The following is an 18,554-nucleotide window of genomic DNA, read 5'->3' on the forward strand; positions in this document are numbered from 1 at the left end:
AAATAAAACTTCCGATAATGGGCAGTTTCTTGGTTCTAGGAGCGAAACACTTCTATCAGACCTCTTGTAGAAAATAATTATAGGTGAGTGGATTGTTAAATAGAGTAATTCTATATTGTCATTTTCCTGTAACAAAACTTTGCATTATATTTCAGTTAGATTAAAAATGGACTTCCTTCATACAAAATACCGAATCTTCACAAAAAACACACATTATTTGACTAAACTTAAACATGTTAATTCTATTACTACAAAAGTGAGGATAATCATGATTAAATTAAAGAGAGTCGCGACGTTTAGCATTCTTTTAGCTATTCTTGGTGGACCACTTGCTGCAAGTGCAGATGAGCTGGACGATAAGATCAACGAACAAAATGCAAAGATTGAGACAATCCAGAATAATCAAAATGCGGCGCAAGCGCAATTAACAGCAATTGAAGAAAATGTTGCTAAAATTGAAAGCGAAGTCTATGCCGTTCTTAAAGAGAAAAACGAAGAAGAACAAAAGCTTACAGATTTAAATAAAGAGATCGAAGATTTAAAAGTAGTCATCGATAAAAGAGACGAGCAAATTCAAAATCAAGCACGTGATGTACAAACAAATCAGGGTGCAAGTTCGATTATTGATATTGTTGTTGAATCAAAATCTGTAAATGAAGCTATTGAAAAAGCAATTGCGGTGAATACGCTGATTAAAGCAAACAACGATATTATGCAAGAGCAAACAAAAGATAAAGAAAAACTAGAAGTGCTGCAAAAAGAATCTGAAGAGCGCCTAGTTGTGATTACAGATAAAACGGCTGAATTAAAACAAAAACAAGAAGATTTAGTTACTGCAAAATTGGATCAAGAAGTCCAAATTAATGAACTTTCTGCTTCACTAGCTACTGAACAAGGTGAAAAGAAAAAATTTGAAACACAAAAAGCAGAAGCTGAGAAAAAACGTGAAGCGGAGTTAAAAGCATTAGCTGAACAAAAGGCAAAAGAAGAAGCGGCACGTAAGACTGCTGAAGAAGCGGCAGCTAAGGCTCAAGAAAAACAAGCGCAAGAAGCACAAAATACGCAAGAGCAAGTACAAGCTGAAGAGCAACAAACAACAGAAACAACCAATGATACAACTTCAGGAAATGGAAACACTACAGAAGATACAAATACTACCGTAGATCAAGGGACACCTGCACCACCAGTATCAACAGGAGGCGGATGGCAGTCACCGTTGTCATCATTAGTCATTACAAGCCCATTTGGTAGTCGAGTAGATCCTACAGGTAATTCTGGTTCATTCCATGACGGGGTTGACTTTGCTGGAGCATCAGGTACACCTGTTTATGCTTCTAAAGGTGGAACAGTTGTAGAAGCTGGTTTCCATTGGTCAGCAGGAAACCATGTAATCATTCAACATGCTGATGGATACTACTCATATTACATGCACCTAAGCAGTTTCAATGTCGCTAATGGACAAGAAGTAAGTGCAGGAACAGTTGTAGGTGGAATGGGAACAACTGGAAACTCAACGGGTGTTCATCTACATTTCGGTGTTTCAACTGGTTTATGGTCAGGATTTGTTAATCCAGCACCTTTACTAGGATTATAATTAAAAAATAAGAAATAAGTGATAACAGCGGCTGAATTTTGTATGAAATTCAGCTGTTGTTTTTTTGGCTCTTTGTCAATTAGGACTGATGGGCTGAGTTAAAGGGCGTCTTTTCAAGTGATGGGAGTGTAAAATGGCTGTATAAGTTATTCATCGACAATATAGACGATGAAGCTTTTGGACATAGGTTTTTCAATGTTTACATTTGTTTAAATAATCAAAAAATTAAGTAAGCTTTTTTTTACGGATTTTCTTTTTGAAATATAGAAAATAGTTCTGATATTTGTATCCATTGTTAATTAATTGGGGAGAATCAATTGGGAAAGAAGGAGACTAAGTTTAGTCAGTTGGTATGAGATGCGTTTAAATCTACTATAGAGTATTCAATCATGACTGATGTTCAGCTGATAGTTTTTCAACAGGGAGATTCTTTTATAGTATTAAAGCAAATAGACCAGAAGAGGGGAGGAGCAGAGCGTAGAAATTTTCTCTTCTAATGATAGAGATAAGAAGTCTGCTTCTTAATTTAACTGTTCAAAATTATCTTGATGGAATTGAAGCATAGGTGGTTTACCTATTGATGGATTTGTTGAGCTAATTATAAATAAGTAGGTTTATAATTGTAAGACCATAAAAATAGTTTACGAGGCTTTTTAAGGAGAAGAGAGGTCCAATTTGATGTAGCAAACAATCATATAAATTGTTCGGAATAATAGCTGATATTTTTACCAAGTGATTTTGCAAAATCTATTTCTTTTAGTGTACTTTCTCCGATATATCTATCTACATCAATGATGAATAGTTCATCAGCTAGTTCAATTTTTCTGAAATGAGCTTTGCCAAAAAGCAATGCTTCTTCTTTTGTAATTTCTAAGTCGTCTCCAAAAATTGGACGTAAGACTGTGAATCCTTTTCGAGCTAACTCTATCTCTACTTCTTTGAATTGTTTAGAAAACTTTCTTGAGCCGCATAGGGTTATGACCTTATTATTGTTCATCATGCTTTTACTGTGAACTCCTTTTTTTGTTTATCTATTTTCATACAATCAGTTTTTTACTTTCTATTACTAATGAACTTACTTGAGTAATAAAGCACAAATAAATTATATTTTTGAGGGAGAATGCTGAAATTGACGAGCACGTCTATCTTTTGAAGATGAGACAAAAAGGTTGGGACAGAAGTGTTCAGCTACAAGAAATAAGAAAAAGTTCCTTCTCGTCCGAACCTTGATTAAGATTTTACGAGGAGGGGTATAACTTATTTAGTTCTGTTTCACCTTTATCGCCTTCAATTATTGTAAAAAAACTCCCTATACTGGCTATCTATTTACGTGTCCAGTATAGGGGAGAGAAAGTCTTTTTTGTCTACTTGTTTACATATTCTTCAGTTAATTCTAAGAATTCAGTGACATCACTTAAGACTCTGTCGATTCCTGCTTGCCAGAAGTCTGGTTTTGTTAAATCAACATTTAAGTGTTTCTCTGCAAGTTCTTCTGTCGTCATAGAAGCAGTATCTCTTAATAAAGCGATATATTGATCTTCAAAGCCTTCACCTTGTTGATTTGCATAAGCGTAGATACCCATACTAAATAGATAGCCAAAGGTATAAGGGAAGTTGTAGAAAGGAACGTCATCAATAAAGAAGTGTAGTTTTGCCGCCCAGAAATGTGGATGGTAGCTAGCTAAGCTATCTTGATAGCTCTCTTTTTGAGCAGCAACCATTAACTCTGTAATTTTCGCTTCAGATACAAGTCCTTTTTGACGTGCTTGATAGAAACTATTCTCAAAAATAAATCGTGCATGAATGTTCATAAACATAGCAATTGCATTTTGCATTTTTGTATCTAGAAGATTGATTTTTTCTTCTTTCGTTTGAGCTTCTTTTAATGTTGCATCGGCTACAATTAATTCAGCAAAGGTACTAGCAGTCTCTGCAACGTTCATAGCATAATCACGATTAAGCTCAGGAAGATCCCACATAACCTCACTATGGAATGCATGACCTAACTCGTGGGCAAGTGTTGCGACTTCATTTACAGAATTACTATAAGTCATAAAAATACGTGATTCTTGTGATTCAGGTAAGCCTGTACAATACCCGCCAGGGCGTTTTCCAGGACGGTCTTCTGCTTCAATCCAGCTGTTATCAAAGGCTTTTTTAGCAAATGTTGCCATTTTTGGGCTGAACTTCCCAAAGTTTTCAATAATAAATTCGGCTGCTTGGTCGAATGTATAGGTTTTTTCTTTTAAATCGCCAAGAATAATTGGCGCATCCTGATCCTGCCACTCCATTTTTTCTTTCCCAAATAATTGAGCTTTTCTTGTTAAAAAGTCAATGATTGGCTGTTTGTTTTGTTGGATGGTATCCCACATAACATCTAAAGTTTCTTTTTTCAGACGGTTGTACTCTAGCGGCTGTTTTAAATAATCTGTTACTCCATGCAGTTTATAAGTGGCAAGGCGGAAGCCATCCAAATGGTTCAAGGTGTCCGCAAAAACAGGTGCTTTTTCTGACCATGCAGCTTCCCATTTTTCAAAAAGCTCTTTTCGAACGTTTGCGTCTGGATCTCCCATCATTTTATTAAACGCTTGACCAGCTGAAAGAGAGACGGTTTCTCCATCTTTACCAGTAAAAGGTATGGTAATTGAGGCAACAATAGTATCATAATGTTCGCTCCATGCATTTAATCCGTCAAGAGAAAGCGTGTTGATGATATTTTCTTCTGTTTCTGAAAGTAGTTCGTTTCCATCTCGGCGAATTTCGCTTAGACGAAAAGCAAGTGGAGATAAGCTGTCGACTGCAATTAATTTAGCCCATTCGGCATCAGAAATAGCAGTTAATTTTTTTGAAAAAATCGTTTGAGATAATTGGAACTCAGGCGATAAACTTGTTAAATCACCATATAGAATTTTTGCTTTTGTATCGTTTACGTTTGCAGAGGTTAATGCTGTAATAAAGCTCCCACATTGTGAGAATCCCTCTGAAATAGATTCAGCTAATTGGATGATTTCTAATAAACCTTGGTAATCAGAGTCATTGTTAGCTTCCCATGTAGTTACCTTTTCGTGATGGTGCTTGATTTGTTCTTCAAGAGTTTCCAGCCGTTGTTTTAAATCGGTGGATTCACTACCTCCTGAAAAAATAGATTCTAAATCCCAAATTAAAGAATAAGACATAAACATACTCCCTTCAAAAGTTTATTTACTACCAGTCTATAGTATAGCAATAAAATTCGAGAAATGATTGTTCTTTTTTGAAAAATTGGTAATATAGAGTGGAGGTGTATGATGAAAACAATAAAAAAACAAATGAAGAATGGAAACTTTTATTTAGGTATTGCCTTTGTCGTCATGGTGATTCTCTTTTATAGCTCTTCTCAAACCTATGAGCAGCAATCCCAGATTTCGTTATTAGAAAAAGTTTTGAAAAATCAGCCATTTAAAGAATTTTTTGAAACGATTTCGTTTGTCTATGCAGGAGATGAAGTGAGTGTGAAAGCACGCGGATATTTCAAATTTGTGGAATTCTTTGTTCGAAAAGGGGCTCATTTTGGAACATATTTTATTATGGGAGGAAGCCTATTTTTGGGACTATATCCACGATTGAAAGTCCGATGGCTTCCAGCAGTTCTTGCGTGGCTTTGTGCGACTGGTTATGCGGGATTGGATGAGTTTCATCAAATGCTAACAGGTGGACGAACCCCCTTGTTTCAAGATGTTGCACTTGATTCTTGTGGGGCGCTTACGGCCGTTGTTTTATGCGTAATTATTCATACTTGGCGCAAAAAGAGATAAACGTTGTCCATTTTAAACTTTGGTAAAAATTCAATAAGCATGTATAATGAAAGAGCAGGCTACCGAGCGGTTCTTTCTTTTTCTATGAAGTTTTATAGAATGATTTTTGGTTTACAGATGAGTAGAAAAAATAGAGATAATGCTCTGATAGTGAGTTGAAATAGTATAGTTAGTAAAACTTTATAACTGAAGTGAAAGGACGGAAGGCAAGATGTCAGGACATAGTAAATGGAGTAATATTCAAGGAAGAAAAAATGCACAGGATGCAAAACGTGGGAAAATATTTCAAAAGCTTTCTCGCGAAGTGTACATGGCAGCAAAAGCAGGCGGAACGGATTCGGCGTTGAATCCGGCTCTTAGATTAGCAGTAGACAAAGCTAAAGCGGCCAATATGCCCAATGACAATATAGATCGGGCAATAAAAAAAGCAGACAGCTCAGCAGAAAATACAAATTATGATGAAATTATCTATGAAGGATATGGACCTGGTGGTGTGGCTATACTTGTGTATGCCTTGACTGATAATCGAAATCGAACTGCAACGAATGTCCGTGTAGCTTTCACACGTAATGGAGGCTCTCTGGGAGAAACTGGATCTGTTAATTATTTGTTTGACCGAAAAGGATATATTGCAATTGAACGAAAGAATTTAACAGTGAATGAGGATCAGATGTTTGAAGATGTATTAGAAGCTGGAGCAGAGGATTTACTTGTATCCCCAGAAGTCTTTGAAATCTACACAGCACCAGAAGAGTTTGTTCAGGTACGAGAATCACTGGAAAAGTCAGGGTTTCATTTGGCTCAGGCAGAACTAACGATGGTTCCGCAAACTACGATTTCATTAACGGAAGAACAACAAATACAATTGGAACGTCTTGTAGATAAATTAGAGGATGATGACGATGTGTCTGAAGTATTTACTTCTGCTGAAGAATAATTGAAAAAAGAAAAGAAGCATTCTTTCTGAGTTTCAGAATGAACGCTTCTTTTTATTAGAATACCAATACAGGTGTTCCGTTTTCAACTGCTGCATATAATTCTTTCATGACACCAGGAGGCGTATTTACACATCCGTGAGAACCACGTGTTTTCCATAGTTCACCACCATATTCAGGTTGCCAGTCAGAGTCATGAATTCCGACGCCAGTCCAATCAATAGGCATCCAGTAATTTACAGGACTTGCATATTTTGAACCGTCATCATTTAAGCCGCGAAGAGTAGCATTTAACTCGTGATTCCATACATAGAATACACCAGGAGGGGTTGGAGTAGTAGGTTTTCCTGTAACGACATCTGTCTCTAATACAAGTGCCCCATCTTTGTAAAACCACATATGTTGATTTTGTAAATCAACTTCAATATATGTGTTGCCAACTAACGCATGGTCAGCTGTTGTACTTCCCTGGACAATCGGGCTGCGTGTGAAATCTTTCCCTGACATAATTGCATCTTTCAATGCAGCTGCTTCTTGATCCACTTGAATAGTCCAACTATATGAACCTGCTGGTACACTCACTTCACCCCGACGTGTGCTGTTGAATGTCGTTGGGTTTGAGCTAGTATTATAAAGTGTAGCTAAATTATTTACATATTCGGTTATTTTTTCGTTGTTTAATGAAATATCTGTATCAGATGATTCAATCCAGTCCATAATCGTTTCGGTAGGAACAACAAATGAAACACCGTTGATTGTATAAGTTGCTTTTACTTGTGCGATTTTATTTGCTCGTTCTATCTCTTTTTTAAGATCCTCATCTTCAGAGGTCACATTCGGTTTTGAACGAAATTCTTTTAAATCAATTGTTTCTTTTCCTTCTGTTGCCGTTTGAGTGATAGAAGCAATTGCTTCATCTACATTAATAGCCGTTCCTATTTTTTCTTTTTGAATAGAAAAACCACTGTCTGTTCGAATCACCTTTGCATCCTCAGATTCAGAACGAGAGGCATTTAATTTGGTTAAATCATCTTTAATGGAATTAACTGAATTCGTTAATTTCTCTTGATTCACATCCAAAGTATTCAAAGTTTCCTTTTCAGCTGCAGAAACATAAGAAACCGCCCAACTCCAAGGACTTTGTTTTTGTCTGAGATTTTCAAGCTCTTTTGTGAAATCAAGATTTACCCCTAAATCAGATTTTTTTATTTCTTTCCAAAGTTGACCATCTTCATTTATAGTGAATGTTTCAGAAGCATATTTTTCTTTTAATGCTGTTTTTGCTTCATCAATAGTTAAATTACTGACATCTACACTATTTACTTCGGTCTTAGGTAAGAAATGACTTGTATAATAAATGCTGCGGTAGGTATAACCGCTAACAAGTAAAACTAGAATACCTAAAACAACTATTAAACTAATTTTTTTTATTTTTCCCTGCTTTTTTGTACGAGCGCCGCCTCTTGTCATAATATATGAACTCCTTGATTATATAAATTTAGAGTATACCGTAATTAATAATAGCATAGTTGACGGAAAAAGCGATGTTTTTGCTTAAAAAACAATAAAAGATTAAGAAACATTTAGTAAGTGATAAAATTTTTTTGAAATTTTTCTGCCTATTACAACTAATAAATAATCATACGAATTTTTAGTTTGTAAAAAAATGAATCAGAAAATTTTTGTAAAATAAAAATTTTCTGATTCATTATTTATAAAGGCAATAGATTATTCATCTTCTAATTGTGAAAAAGCTTGAGTGATGACATCCTTCAATTGACTTGCAGAGGCATTCATACGGTCTTTTTCTGCATCGGTTAATGGAATTTCGATGACTTGTTTGATTCCTTGTCTATTGATGACCGCAGGCGCACCAATAAAGATATCCTCAAGTCCGTACTCGCCGTTCATGTAAACGGAAAGAGGAAGAACAGAATTTTCATCATCAAGAATTGCTTTTGTAATTCTTGCTAGGGCAACGGCAATTCCATAGAATGTTGCGCCTTTTCGTTCGATGATTGTGTAAGCTGCATCACGTACGCTGAAGAAAAGATTAACCATAGCTTCTTCATCAACATCAGGATTATTTTTTACCCATTCGTAAATTTGAAGTCCAGCTACATTAGCATGAGACCAAACTGGAAATTCAGAATCTCCATGTTCTCCTAAAATGTAGGCATGAACGTTTCGTGCATCTACATCAACTAATTCCGCAATTGCTTGACGGAAGCGTGCAGAGTCAAGTGAGGTACCTGAACCGATTACTCGTTCTTTAGGGAAACCAGAGAATTTCCATGTAGAATAAGTCAAAATGTCGACTGGGTTAGCGGCAACCAAGAAGATTCCGTTAAAGCCAGATTCAACGATTTGTGTCACGATTGAACGGTTGATTTTTAAGTTTTTATTTACTAAATCTAAACGGGTTTCTCCTGGTTTTTGAGGAGCGCCGGCTGTTAAGACAACAAGATCTGCATCATGACAGTCTGCATATTCAGCAGCATAGATTTTTTTAGGAGAGGTAAAAGCTAATGCGTGAGAAAGATCGATAGCGTCGCCTTCCGTTTTCTTTGTATTAATATCAATAATCCCGACTTCTTGGGCAATGTTTTGAGTGACAAGAGCAAATGCATAACTAGATCCGACAGCACCGTCTCCAACTAAAATGACTTTTTGGTGATCTTTTTTTTCATTAGCCATGTGTATCAATCCTTCCTAGTATTTGTTTTTTCTTCATTATGTTAACATCTCTACAAGGTTCTGTCACGTAATAAGCCGATAAAATGTAACAGTTTTTTTTGTTGTACTAATTGTAAAAGCTTACATGTGCGATTTTTCACTATTCTTTGGCAGCACAGTTTTCAGAAGTTTTTTCATAACTTTTCTATAAGTTTATTTGTTCTTCTAGAATTGGATATAACCATTACAGCGCTTCCTGTGTTATACTGGTGAATAGAAAAGAATAGAAAAGGCTACATAACTGGATGGTTTTTCGACCAATCCAGTATTTTGTGTTGCAAATGACAGAAATAAGTGAGGAATTTTTTATGAAAATGATTGTTGGATTGGGAAATCCTGGGACGAAATATCAAGAAACAAAACATAATATTGGTTTTATGGTCATTGACCGTTTAGCGCAAAAATATAAGGCTACGTTCAAAAAAAATCCATTTGAAGCGGAGGTAGCAGAATTTTTTATTGATGGTGAAAAAATTCTACTAGTGAAGCCGATGACGTTTATGAATGAATCTGGTCGGGCAGTGGGACCCTTGATGACTTATTTCGGTATTTATCCTGAAGAGCTGCTAGTTATCTATGATGATTTAGATTTAGCAATTGGGAAAATTCGCTTACGTCAAAAAGGAAGTGCTGGAGGACATAATGGAATAAAGAGTCTGATCTCTCACTTAGGCGATAATGTTTTTGATCGTATTAAAGTGGGCATTGGGCGGCCTGAAGGGAAAAAAACAGTGGTTAATCATGTACTAAGCGGGTTTTCTAAAGAAGATCAGCCTTTAATTGAAGCAAGTATTGACAAGTCAGTTGAAGCATGTGAATACAGATTAGCCGGACACTCATTTATAGATACGATGAATCAATTTAATTAGGAAGGGGGAGAGCAGTTTGGATATTATTCAATTATTCAATAAAAATCCTTTCATTCAACAATGGGTACAAGAATTGAAAGAAAAGGCACCCCGTCAATTACTAACAGGGCTATCTGGCTCTGCCAAAACATTAACAATGGTGAGTGCGTATAAAAAATTAAAAAAGATGACGGTTGTCATTACACCCAATTTGTATTATGCCAATCAGTTGGTAGAAGATTTACATCATGTATTGCCGCCGGAAGAAATCTTCTTATTCCCGGTTGATGAGGTCATGTCAGCAGAAATGGCTTTCTCCTCTCCAGAAGCACGTGCGGAAAGAGTTGTGACGTTAAATGCGCTTGTCAGTAAGAAAAAAGGAATTTATGTTTTACCTGCTGCAGCGTTGCGAAAATTTCTTCCAGAGAAGAAAACGTGGCTTGATTATCAAATTCGTTGGGAGATTGGCGGTACGATTGACAGTAAAGCCATTGCACAGCAGCTTGTTCTCATGGGGTATGAACGCCAAGCAATGGTTGGAAAACCGGGTGAATTTAGTATTCGTGGAAGCATTATAGATGTCTATCCGTTGACTACTGACTATCCTGTTCGTGTGGAGTTGTTTGATGATGAAATTGATTCTATGCGATATTTTGAAGCAGATACTCAGCGTTCTGTTGAAACCATTAAGGAAACCTTTATTTTACCAACATCAGATTTAGTATTTTCATCAGATGATTTACAATATGGAGTAGGTCGATTAGCAGAAGCTTTGGAAAAACGACTGGCTGTTACGAAAGAGAAAACAGAAAAAGAATTTTTGATTGACTATTATGGTCAGCTAAGTACCGGATGGCAGTCAGGAATTCCTGGGGAACAAGCAAATTATTACACGGATTTTCTATATAAAACGAAAACAACAATCTTTGATTATTTTGAAAAAAATACGTTGGTCTTTGTGGATGACTATCCAAGGATTTTAGAAACAAGTCGTGAAATGGATCGTGAAGAAGCAGAATGGCAAACACAAAAGATTGAAGAAGGTCGTATTTTTTCTGAACAGCATTTCGGTCATGATGTACACCAATTGTTGAATAAAGAAAACTACCCAACAAGTTATTTTTCATTATTTCAAAAAGGAATGGGTAATTTACGATTTCAACAAATATATAATTTTCAATATCGATCAATGCAACAGTTCTTTGGTCAAATGCCTCTATTAAAAACAGAAATGGATCGTTGGAAAAAACAGGGACATACCGTCGTTGTATATGTTTCAACAAAAGAACGTTTGCGAAAAATTGAAGAAATGTTTCGTGATTTTGAAATACAATCTGTTCAAACTACTGCAGACAAGCTCTTAACTGGAAAAATTCAATTAGTAGAAGGTAGCTTACAAACGGGTTTTGAATTGCCGCAGGAGAAGCTCGTTGCAATTACTGAAAAGGAAGTTTTCCAAAAAACAGCCAAAAAGAGGACGCGTAGACAAAGTATTTCAAATGCAGAACGTTTGAAAAGCTATAGTGAGCTAAAATCAGGGGACTATGTGGTTCATGCTAATCACGGAATTGGGAAATATATTGGTATGCAAACGCTCGAGGTTGATGGGGTTCACCAAGATTACCTCACTATTTTGTATCAAAATGAAGATAAATTATTTATTCCAGTGACACAGTTAAACTTAATCCAAAAATATGTGGCTTCAGAAGGAAAGTCTCCCCGTGTAAACAAGCTTGGTGGAAGTGAATGGAGTAAAACCAAACGAAAAGTTACTTCTAAGATTGAAGATATTGCAGATGATCTGATTCAATTGTATGCAAAAAGAGAGGCTGAAACAGGCTACGCTTTTGGTCCAGACGACGCGTATCAAAAAGAGTTTGAGGATGCTTTTGCGTATTCAGAAACAGATGACCAGCTAAGAAGTACTGCTGAAATCAAACATGATATGGAGAAGCCTAAACCGATGGATCGTTTATTGGTGGGCGATGTTGGCTATGGAAAGACAGAAGTCGCCTTGCGAGCAGCATTTAAAGCAATAAAAGAAAATAAACAAGTCGCTTTTCTTGTTCCTACGACAATTTTGGCACAGCAACATTATGAAACGATGTTGGAAAGATTCGAGAATTTCCCTGTAAATATTGGCTTATTGAGCCGTTTTCGAACAAAAGCACAACAAAAAGAGACTATTGAAGAGTTGCGCACAGGTCAAATAGATATTGTTGTGGGGACGCATCGGATTTTGTCTAAGGACATCGAGTTTAGCGATTTAGGGCTGTTAATTATTGATGAAGAGCAGCGTTTTGGTGTGAAGCACAAAGAACGGTTGAAACAGCTGCGATCAGAGGTAGACGTATTAACGCTAACAGCTACTCCGATTCCTCGAACACTACATATGTCTATGCTAGGTGTTCGTGATTTGTCTGTGATTGAAACGCCTCCTGAGAACCGTTATCCGATTCAAACCTACGTTATGGAAAAGAATCCGGGAGCGATTCGTGAAGCTATTGAAAGAGAAATGGGGCGAGGTGGACAGATTTTTTACCTGTATAATCGTGTAGATACGATTGATCAGAAGGTAGAAGAGCTTCAAGCGTTGGTTCCTGATGCCCGAATTACATTTGCCCACGGACAGATGACAGAAGTTCAACTAGAAAATACACTTTTTGATTTTATTGAAGGGCAGTATGATGTGCTGGTCACAACGACGATTATAGAAACGGGTGTAGACATTCCAAATGCCAACACATTATTTGTTGAAAATGCAGATTACATGGGCTTATCCACGCTGTATCAATTAAGAGGAAGAGTGGGGCGAAGCAATCGTGTAGCGTATGCCTATTTTATGTATGAACAACAAAAGATTTTAAATGAAGTAAGTGAAAAACGCCTGCAGGCAATCAAAGACTTTACAGAGCTTGGTTCAGGATTTAAAATTGCCATGCGTGACTTGTCTATACGTGGTGCAGGAAATCTCTTAGGTGCACAACAACATGGGTTTATTGACGCAGTAGGTTTTGACATGTATTCACAAATGCTGTCAGAGGCTGTTGCACGTAAGCAAGGGAAAAATACACAAGTAGAGAAAACCACGGTAGAGATTGATTTAGGCGTAGATGCGTATGTTCCTTCTACCTATATTGAAGATGAACGACAAAAAATTGAGATTTATAAACGAATACGTGAATTGGAAAATCAGGAAATGCTGGAAGAACTTGAAGCAGACCTGCTTGATCGATTTGGAGAGTATCCAGAAGAAGTTGCTCACTTGCTTACGATTGGTCAAATGAAAATGGATGGAGATCGTGCACTATTGGAAACTGTACGAATCCAAGGTCTGACGATTAAAGTTGTATTAAGTAAGGCTGGAACAAAATCTTATTCCGTAGAACAATTATTTGAAGCATTGACTGCAACCAAAATGAAAGCTGGTCTAGGTGTTGAAAAAGAAAAAATGACCATCAAACTGACCATCTCTCGCGGGATGAGTGATGCAGTATGGTTACAGGAGACGGCTAGTTTTATAAAAGCGTTACGTCAACAAAAATACGTTTCTAAAGAAGCGTAGAAAGAGAAGGGATTTTGATGGCACAAAAGGAAATGCAAAGAATGATGCAAGGGGCCTTTGTACTTACAGCTGCTTCTTTTATCGCGAAGTTGTTAAGTGCCATCTATCGCGTCCCTTTTCAAAATGCGGTAGGCGATGAGGGATTTTATGTATATCAGCAAGTCTATCCAATCTATGGGATTGCGATGACACTAGCACTTTCTGGACTTCCTCAGTTTCTTTCAAAATATATAGCAGAAAAAGAGACACCAAAAGAACAAAAAGAAGCCTTGAATCAGTTGTTTCCACTTGTTTTCTGGTGTGCAGTGAGTTTGTGGGCACTCTGCTTTTTTGGAAGTGGTTTATTAGCAAATTTGATGGGAGATTTTGAACTGGCGCCTTTGATTCAAGTCGTTTCCTTTACCTTTTTGCTTGTTCCGGGACTCTCTTATTATCGAGGGAACTTTCAGGGAAGATTATTAATGGTTCCTACAGCTGTTTCTCAAGTACTGGAACAATTAGTTCGTGTAGGAATTATCCTATCTGCTGCAGGTGCTTTTCACAGCTTAGGACTGACTATTTATCAGACAGGTGCAATGGCCATGAGTGGCGCCTTTTTTGGTGGAAGCTGTGCCCTGCTGTCATTAATTTATTACGAAAAAAAAATTCATGGTGGCGCACTAAGCTTAAAAAATTTTTCCATCAGCCAACGACCAAAAAAGAAACTTGTTCGCCGATTTCTTATAGAAGGAGGACTTCTTTCCATCTATAGCGGCTACTTGATCTTTTTTCAATTGCTAGACTCTTTTCTAGTGACAAACGGATTGGAAATTTATGGATTAACGGATCAAGCTGCGAGAGTGGCAAAAGGGGTTTATGACCGAGGACAGCCGCTGGTTCAACTGGGGCTAGTAATTGCTACGGCGCTAAGCGCCACGTTCTTACCTGCTCTAACACGCTATCTTATACAGACGAATAAAAAACAATTTCATCAGTCTGCCCGCATTTATTTAAGGTTGACAGTTAGTTTAGCTATGGCAGCTTCTGTGGGCTTAGCCTTGCTGCTTCCATATATCAATTATGCATTGTTTAAAGACTATTCAGGAAGTGCACCTTTAACCGTATTTGTCTTTTCAGTAGGGTTGATGGCTACTATACAGGCGTATCAAAGTATTGCGCAAAGCCGAAACTGGTTTCGGATGCCATTAAAAGCCGCTGGATGGGGCTTGTTGGTTAAGGCACTTGGAACAATCAGTTTGACGGCAGTTATGGGCACGATTGGTGCAAGTTTTGCTACGTTAGGTGGGCTGGCAAGTACATTGATTTATCTTGTTCGGTACTCAGAAAAAGAGTTGAATGGTTTTTGGAAGGAACGTCATTTTGGGCGAACGTTTCTTATCTGTATAGCTGGGATGTCACTTAGTTTACTTACTTATTACGGAATAATAGAAGTTTTTGTGGGCGCAATTAATCATCGCTCGACAGCGCTTGTTGTCAGTTTGATTGGTGTATTTTTAGGGGCAAGCTGTTTCATTTTTCTGGCGATTCGTTTAAAATTATTCACTATAAGAGAGTGGTTAATGATTCCGTTTGGAAAAAAATTATTAAAAATAAATGTAAGAAAAAAGAGGGATAGTATATGAGACTAGATAAATTTTTAAAAATATCAAGAATTATTAAACGGCGATCAGTAGCAAAAGAAGTCGCTGATAAAGGACGCATTCAAATCAATGGAAAACTTGCAAAATCATCCAGTGATGTAAAAATTGGGGATAACGTAAAGATTCAATTTGGCAATAAAACCTTAGAGGTGAAAGTAACAGAGCTTCATGAATCAACAAAAAAAGATGATGCAGAAAAAATGTATGAAATCGTATCAGAAACTAGAACGGATTCTGCTGAGAATTAGATTAGACAACAGCTAAAGATGTTGGTATAATGAGAAAGACCATGAAAAAGAGACTGAGGTGAAGGATAGTGAATGAAGAATCCAAAAATAAAATATCTTCAATTGATACAGCCTACGCAAAAGAACAATATGTTGAGTTTCAAAAGCAGCAAAGACAACTTGTGTTTAGAAGAAGAAGACTAGCAGTCGTTTTTCTAGTGGCTATGGGTATATTTATTGTTATTGGTGTTCAATTATTTAATGACTATCAGCGTCTACAATCGCTTGGAACGATTAAAGAAGAGACGGTTGCAGAAGCCGAGCAAGTAGAAACACAGCTCACGAACCTTAAACAAGACGTCAATTTATTAAAAGATGACGAGTATGTTGCAAAGTTAGCACGTAGTCGATTTTTCTACTCTAAAGAAGGCGAGCAAGTCTATCCGATTGTTGGAACAGAAACAAGTGATACGACAGGTCAAACAACAAAAAACAACACAGAGTCAAGTACTACTAATAAGTAGTGAAATATAAAAAAGGGTTATAAATTAGGAGGAACAATTTTTTTATGTCAATCGAAGTAGGAGCGAAACTACAAGGAAAAGTGTCAGGGATTACCAATTTTGGTGCATTTATTGATCTAGGTGAAGGAAAAACTGGGTTAGTTCACATTAGTGAAGTATCAAATGGATTTATTAAGGATATACATGATGTATTAACTGTCGGAGATGAAGTAACAGTCAAAGTCACTTCTATTGGTGATGACGGAAAAATTGGTTTATCTATTCGCAAAGCACAAGATCAGCCACAAGAAGAAAAACGTGAATTTCAACGTCGCGAACCACGTGAGCCACGTGATAACTATAATAGTCGTCCTGCACAGAAAAAATCGTTCTCTCGAAATCAACCGATGAACAGCAATAATAATAAACAAGATTTTGATTCATTAATGAGTTCATTTTTAAAAGATAGCGATGATAGACTCTCTTCTTTGAAACGAAACACAGAAGGAAAACGCGGAGGCCGTGGAGGTCGTCGTAATTAGTTAGTGCTTTTCGGCGATGTCGGAATCGCTAAAATGAACGTTTGAATGACTAATTAAAATAATGAAATGAATTGTTTTGCAGTGAAAAATGAACTGAGGCATAAATCAACTCTGATTGACTGCCTTAGTTTTTTTCTTTTTAAGGAGAACAGCACATGGAAAATTTATTTTTTAATCACGGAAAAGACAAACTTTTATGGGAAACTGAGGATAAAATTCTTTTAGCAATCTCAGGTGGTGTCGATTCGATGGTTTTACTTAAGTTGATGGAATCCGTTGCTCGCAGGGAACAGCTTTCTTTATATGTTGCACATGTCAATCATCAGCTTAGAGAAGAATCCTTGCAAGAAGAAAGATACCTGAAAGAGTATTGTAAAGAACAAAATCTTCCCTTCTTTACTACGCGTTGGCAAAATGCACCTATAACGGGTATGGAAGAAGCGGCAAGGGCCTTTCGCTACTCCTTTTTTTCTCAAATAATGGAACAAACAGGTTGTGTGAAATTGATGACCGCCCATCACGGAGATGATCAGGTGGAAACACTTGTGATGAAACTTGCACGTGGAGGATCATTAGGAAGTCATATTGGTATAAAAGAACGTCAACAATTTTCGTCGGGGGAACTCATTCGACCACTACTGCAATTTTCAAAAGAAGAGCTCCGTCAATGGGCTACGAGAAACAATCTTGTTTTTTTTGAAGATCAAACGAATGAAGAAACACAGATGCAAAGAAATCGGATTAGAAAATGGGTGATTCCCCAACTAAGAAAAGAAAATGCCCGCTTACTTCCCCATGCCCAACAATTTTCTCAACAGTTAGAATGGGCAGAGGAAATTATTTCTGAAGAAATGAAAATCAACTATTTGACGTATGTAACAGTCACCGACGATGGCTGGATAATTGACGGAGAATGGTTGGAGAAGCAGACAGATGGGAAAAAATACTTTTTCTTAAGCTATTTTTTTAAAAAGAGTCTTGAACAAAAAAAAATAGGTGCTAAAGAAGAACAGATCTATCAACTAATTCACTTGATGGCAAAAGAAAAGGCACAGTGGGAAATTTCATTTTCAAAAAAATGGCTATTTAAAAAAAGCTATCAGCAATTTTCTTTTCAAAAAAAGAAAAAACAGATAGAGAAAGAGTATATTATTCATTATAATGAAGGAATATACTTAAATGAGAATGAATGGCTGGGAATTTTAAAAAGTGATGAAATTCAGAAGAATCAAAGTATACCTAAAAACACGGAAGGCTGGACAACCTTTCAAAAAGAATTTTCTGCGGAATTGGCCGAGAAGTTCGTCTTGCGGCGCAGACAAGAAGGTGATCGTTTGATTTTAAATGAAAAACTCGTAAAAAAAATTTCACGCTTTTTTATAGATAACAAGGTACCTAATGAAAAAAGAGCGTCTTCATGGGTACTTTCTGACTATAAAAAAAACATCTATGGATTGTTGCCTTTTGCACTTTCTTATTTGAGTATTGTGAGAGAAACTGATAAAATACACTACGTACTTCTTTATAAATATCGGGAGTAGCAGGTGGAAGGAGAACCGAATGTTAGAGAAAGATATCGAGCGAGTATTAATAACAAGAGAACAAATCCAAGCGCGCTGCGCAGAACTAGGAAAAGAATTGGCTGAAACATACAAAGGAAAGAATCCATTAGTAGTTGGTGTTTTAAAAGGTGCCGTTCCTTTTATGTCAGATATTGTCCGTGAAATTGATACTTATGTAGAATTGGATTTTATGGATGTGTCTAGTTATGGAAATGCAACAGTATCTTCTGGCGAAGTAAAAATTGTCAAAGATTTGGATACGAATGTAGAAGGACGCGACTTACTGATTGTTGAAGACATCATTGATAGTGGACGTACATTAGCCTATCTGGTTGATCTGTTTAAATATCGGAAAGCAAATTCAGTGAAAATTGTGACGCTACTAGATAAAAAAGAAGGGCGTGTCGTTGATATCGATGCCGATTACATTGGATTTGATGTACCAAATGAGTTTGTAGTAGGCTATGGTTTAGACTACGCAGAAGCCTATCGTAATTTGCCCTATGTAGGCGTATTAAAAGCGAGTGTTTATCAATCAAATTAGTGACGTAATTGAAATCAGTTATGTTACAATGTAATGGTCAGGATTGATAAAAAATTAAAAAAGA

15 protein-coding genes are annotated in these 18,554 nt (G+C 36.8%); 11 read left to right on the forward strand and 4 right to left on the reverse strand.

Annotated features, from left to right (window positions below; translation table 11 throughout):
- The first annotated feature begins 268 nt into the window (after positions 1–268).
- Entirely contained in the window at positions 269–1,594 is a 1,326-nt protein-coding gene (locus I589_RS17060) for a peptidoglycan DD-metalloendopeptidase family protein (protein WP_010766938.1), read from the forward strand.
- A gap of 691 nt (positions 1,595–2,285) precedes the next feature.
- Here I589_RS17060 and I589_RS17065 read toward each other — a convergent pair.
- Complete coding sequence (locus tag I589_RS17065) at positions 2,286–2,594, reverse strand: hypothetical protein (protein WP_010766939.1); 309 nt, start codon at positions 2,592–2,594, stop codon at positions 2,286–2,288.
- Between the two features lie 364 nt (positions 2,595–2,958).
- A complete protein-coding gene (locus tag I589_RS17070) occupies positions 2,959–4,770 on the reverse strand; it encodes a M3 family oligoendopeptidase (protein WP_010766940.1) in 1,812 nt (603 codons plus the stop codon).
- A gap of 111 nt (positions 4,771–4,881) precedes the next feature.
- Here I589_RS17070 and I589_RS17075 point away from each other — a divergent pair, with 111 nt between their 5' ends.
- Positions 4,882–5,388 (forward strand): VanZ family protein, encoded by a 507-nt coding sequence (locus I589_RS17075; protein WP_010766941.1) that lies wholly within the window; start codon positions 4,882–4,884, stop codon positions 5,386–5,388.
- A gap of 211 nt (positions 5,389–5,599) precedes the next feature.
- Positions 5,600–6,325, forward strand: a complete 726-nt coding sequence (locus I589_RS17080) for a YebC/PmpR family DNA-binding transcriptional regulator (protein WP_010766942.1) — start codon at positions 5,600–5,602, stop codon at positions 6,323–6,325.
- 55 nt (positions 6,326–6,380) lie between these two features.
- On the opposite strand, the gene I589_RS17085 is transcribed toward I589_RS17080, so the two are convergent.
- Positions 6,381–7,793: a L,D-transpeptidase family protein gene (locus I589_RS17085; RefSeq protein WP_010766943.1), complete on the reverse strand. Its 1,413-nt coding sequence runs from the start codon at positions 7,791–7,793 to the stop codon at positions 6,381–6,383.
- Positions 7,794–8,051: 258 nt separating this feature from the next.
- Complete coding sequence (locus I589_RS17090) at positions 8,052–9,026, reverse strand: L-lactate dehydrogenase (RefSeq protein WP_174298972.1); 975 nt, start codon at positions 9,024–9,026, stop codon at positions 8,052–8,054.
- A 341-nt stretch (positions 9,027–9,367) separates the two neighbouring features.
- Here I589_RS17090 and pth point away from each other — a divergent pair, with 341 nt between their 5' ends.
- From pth to hpt, 8 genes are all read left to right on the forward strand, one after another.
- Positions 9,368–9,928, forward strand: coding sequence for an aminoacyl-tRNA hydrolase (gene pth / locus I589_RS17095; RefSeq protein WP_010766945.1), 561 nt, complete (start codon positions 9,368–9,370; stop codon positions 9,926–9,928).
- A 16-nt stretch (positions 9,929–9,944) separates the two neighbouring features.
- Positions 9,945–13,472: a transcription-repair coupling factor gene (mfd, locus tag I589_RS17100; protein WP_010766946.1), complete on the forward strand. Its 3,528-nt coding sequence runs from the start codon at positions 9,945–9,947 to the stop codon at positions 13,470–13,472.
- Positions 13,473–13,489: 17 nt separating this feature from the next.
- Positions 13,490–15,094: a putative polysaccharide biosynthesis protein gene (locus tag I589_RS17105; RefSeq protein WP_010766947.1), complete on the forward strand. Its 1,605-nt coding sequence runs from the start codon at positions 13,490–13,492 to the stop codon at positions 15,092–15,094.
- Positions 15,091–15,360 (forward strand): RNA-binding S4 domain-containing protein, encoded by a 270-nt coding sequence (locus I589_RS17110; protein ID WP_010766948.1) that lies wholly within the window; start codon positions 15,091–15,093, stop codon positions 15,358–15,360. Before I589_RS17105 ends, I589_RS17110 begins: the two co-directional genes overlap by 4 nt.
- 68 nt (positions 15,361–15,428) lie before the next feature.
- The gene (locus I589_RS17115) at positions 15,429–15,863 is read left to right on the forward strand and encodes an FtsB family cell division protein (RefSeq protein ID WP_010766949.1); all 435 of its coding nucleotides are present in this window, start codon (positions 15,429–15,431) and stop codon (positions 15,861–15,863) included.
- Positions 15,864–15,907: 44 nt separating this feature from the next.
- A complete protein-coding gene (locus I589_RS17120) occupies positions 15,908–16,384 on the forward strand; it encodes a S1 domain-containing RNA-binding protein (RefSeq protein WP_010766950.1) in 477 nt (158 codons plus the stop codon).
- 155 nt (positions 16,385–16,539) lie between these two features.
- Entirely contained in the window at positions 16,540–17,925 is a 1,386-nt protein-coding gene (tilS, locus tag I589_RS17125; protein ID WP_010766951.1) for a tRNA lysidine(34) synthetase TilS, read from the forward strand.
- Positions 17,926–17,944: 19 nt separating this feature from the next.
- Entirely contained in the window at positions 17,945–18,490 is a 546-nt protein-coding gene (hpt, locus tag I589_RS17130; RefSeq protein WP_010766952.1) for a hypoxanthine phosphoribosyltransferase, read from the forward strand.
- Positions 18,491–18,554: the final 64 nt, after the last annotated feature.

This window comes from Enterococcus phoeniculicola ATCC BAA-412 (assembly GCF_000407505.1).
GTDB lineage: Bacteria > Bacillota > Bacilli > Lactobacillales > Enterococcaceae > Enterococcus_K > Enterococcus_K phoeniculicola.

Coding starts and splice junctions, on each gene's coding strand:
- I589_RS17060 (WP_010766938.1), top strand. CDS start 269: ATGATTAAATTAAAGAGAGTCGCGACGTTTAGCATTCTTTTAGCTATT.
- I589_RS17065 (WP_010766939.1), bottom strand. CDS start 2,594: ATGATGAACAATAATAAGGTCATAACCCTATGCGGCTCAAGAAAGTTT.
- I589_RS17070 (WP_010766940.1), bottom strand. CDS start 4,770: ATGTCTTATTCTTTAATTTGGGATTTAGAATCTATTTTTTCAGGAGGT.
- I589_RS17075 (WP_010766941.1), top strand. CDS start 4,882: ATGAAAACAATAAAAAAACAAATGAAGAATGGAAACTTTTATTTAGGT.
- I589_RS17080 (WP_010766942.1), top strand. CDS start 5,600: ATGTCAGGACATAGTAAATGGAGTAATATTCAAGGAAGAAAAAATGCA.
- I589_RS17085 (WP_010766943.1), bottom strand. CDS start 7,793: ATGACAAGAGGCGGCGCTCGTACAAAAAAGCAGGGAAAAATAAAAAAA.
- pth (WP_010766945.1), top strand. CDS start 9,368: ATGAAAATGATTGTTGGATTGGGAAATCCTGGGACGAAATATCAAGAA.
- I589_RS17105 (WP_010766947.1), top strand. CDS start 13,490: ATGGCACAAAAGGAAATGCAAAGAATGATGCAAGGGGCCTTTGTACTT.
- I589_RS17110 (WP_010766948.1), top strand. CDS start 15,091: ATGAGACTAGATAAATTTTTAAAAATATCAAGAATTATTAAACGGCGA.
- I589_RS17120 (WP_010766950.1), top strand. CDS start 15,908: ATGTCAATCGAAGTAGGAGCGAAACTACAAGGAAAAGTGTCAGGGATT.
- tilS (WP_010766951.1), top strand. CDS start 16,540: ATGGAAAATTTATTTTTTAATCACGGAAAAGACAAACTTTTATGGGAA.
- hpt (WP_010766952.1), top strand. CDS start 17,945: ATGTTAGAGAAAGATATCGAGCGAGTATTAATAACAAGAGAACAAATC.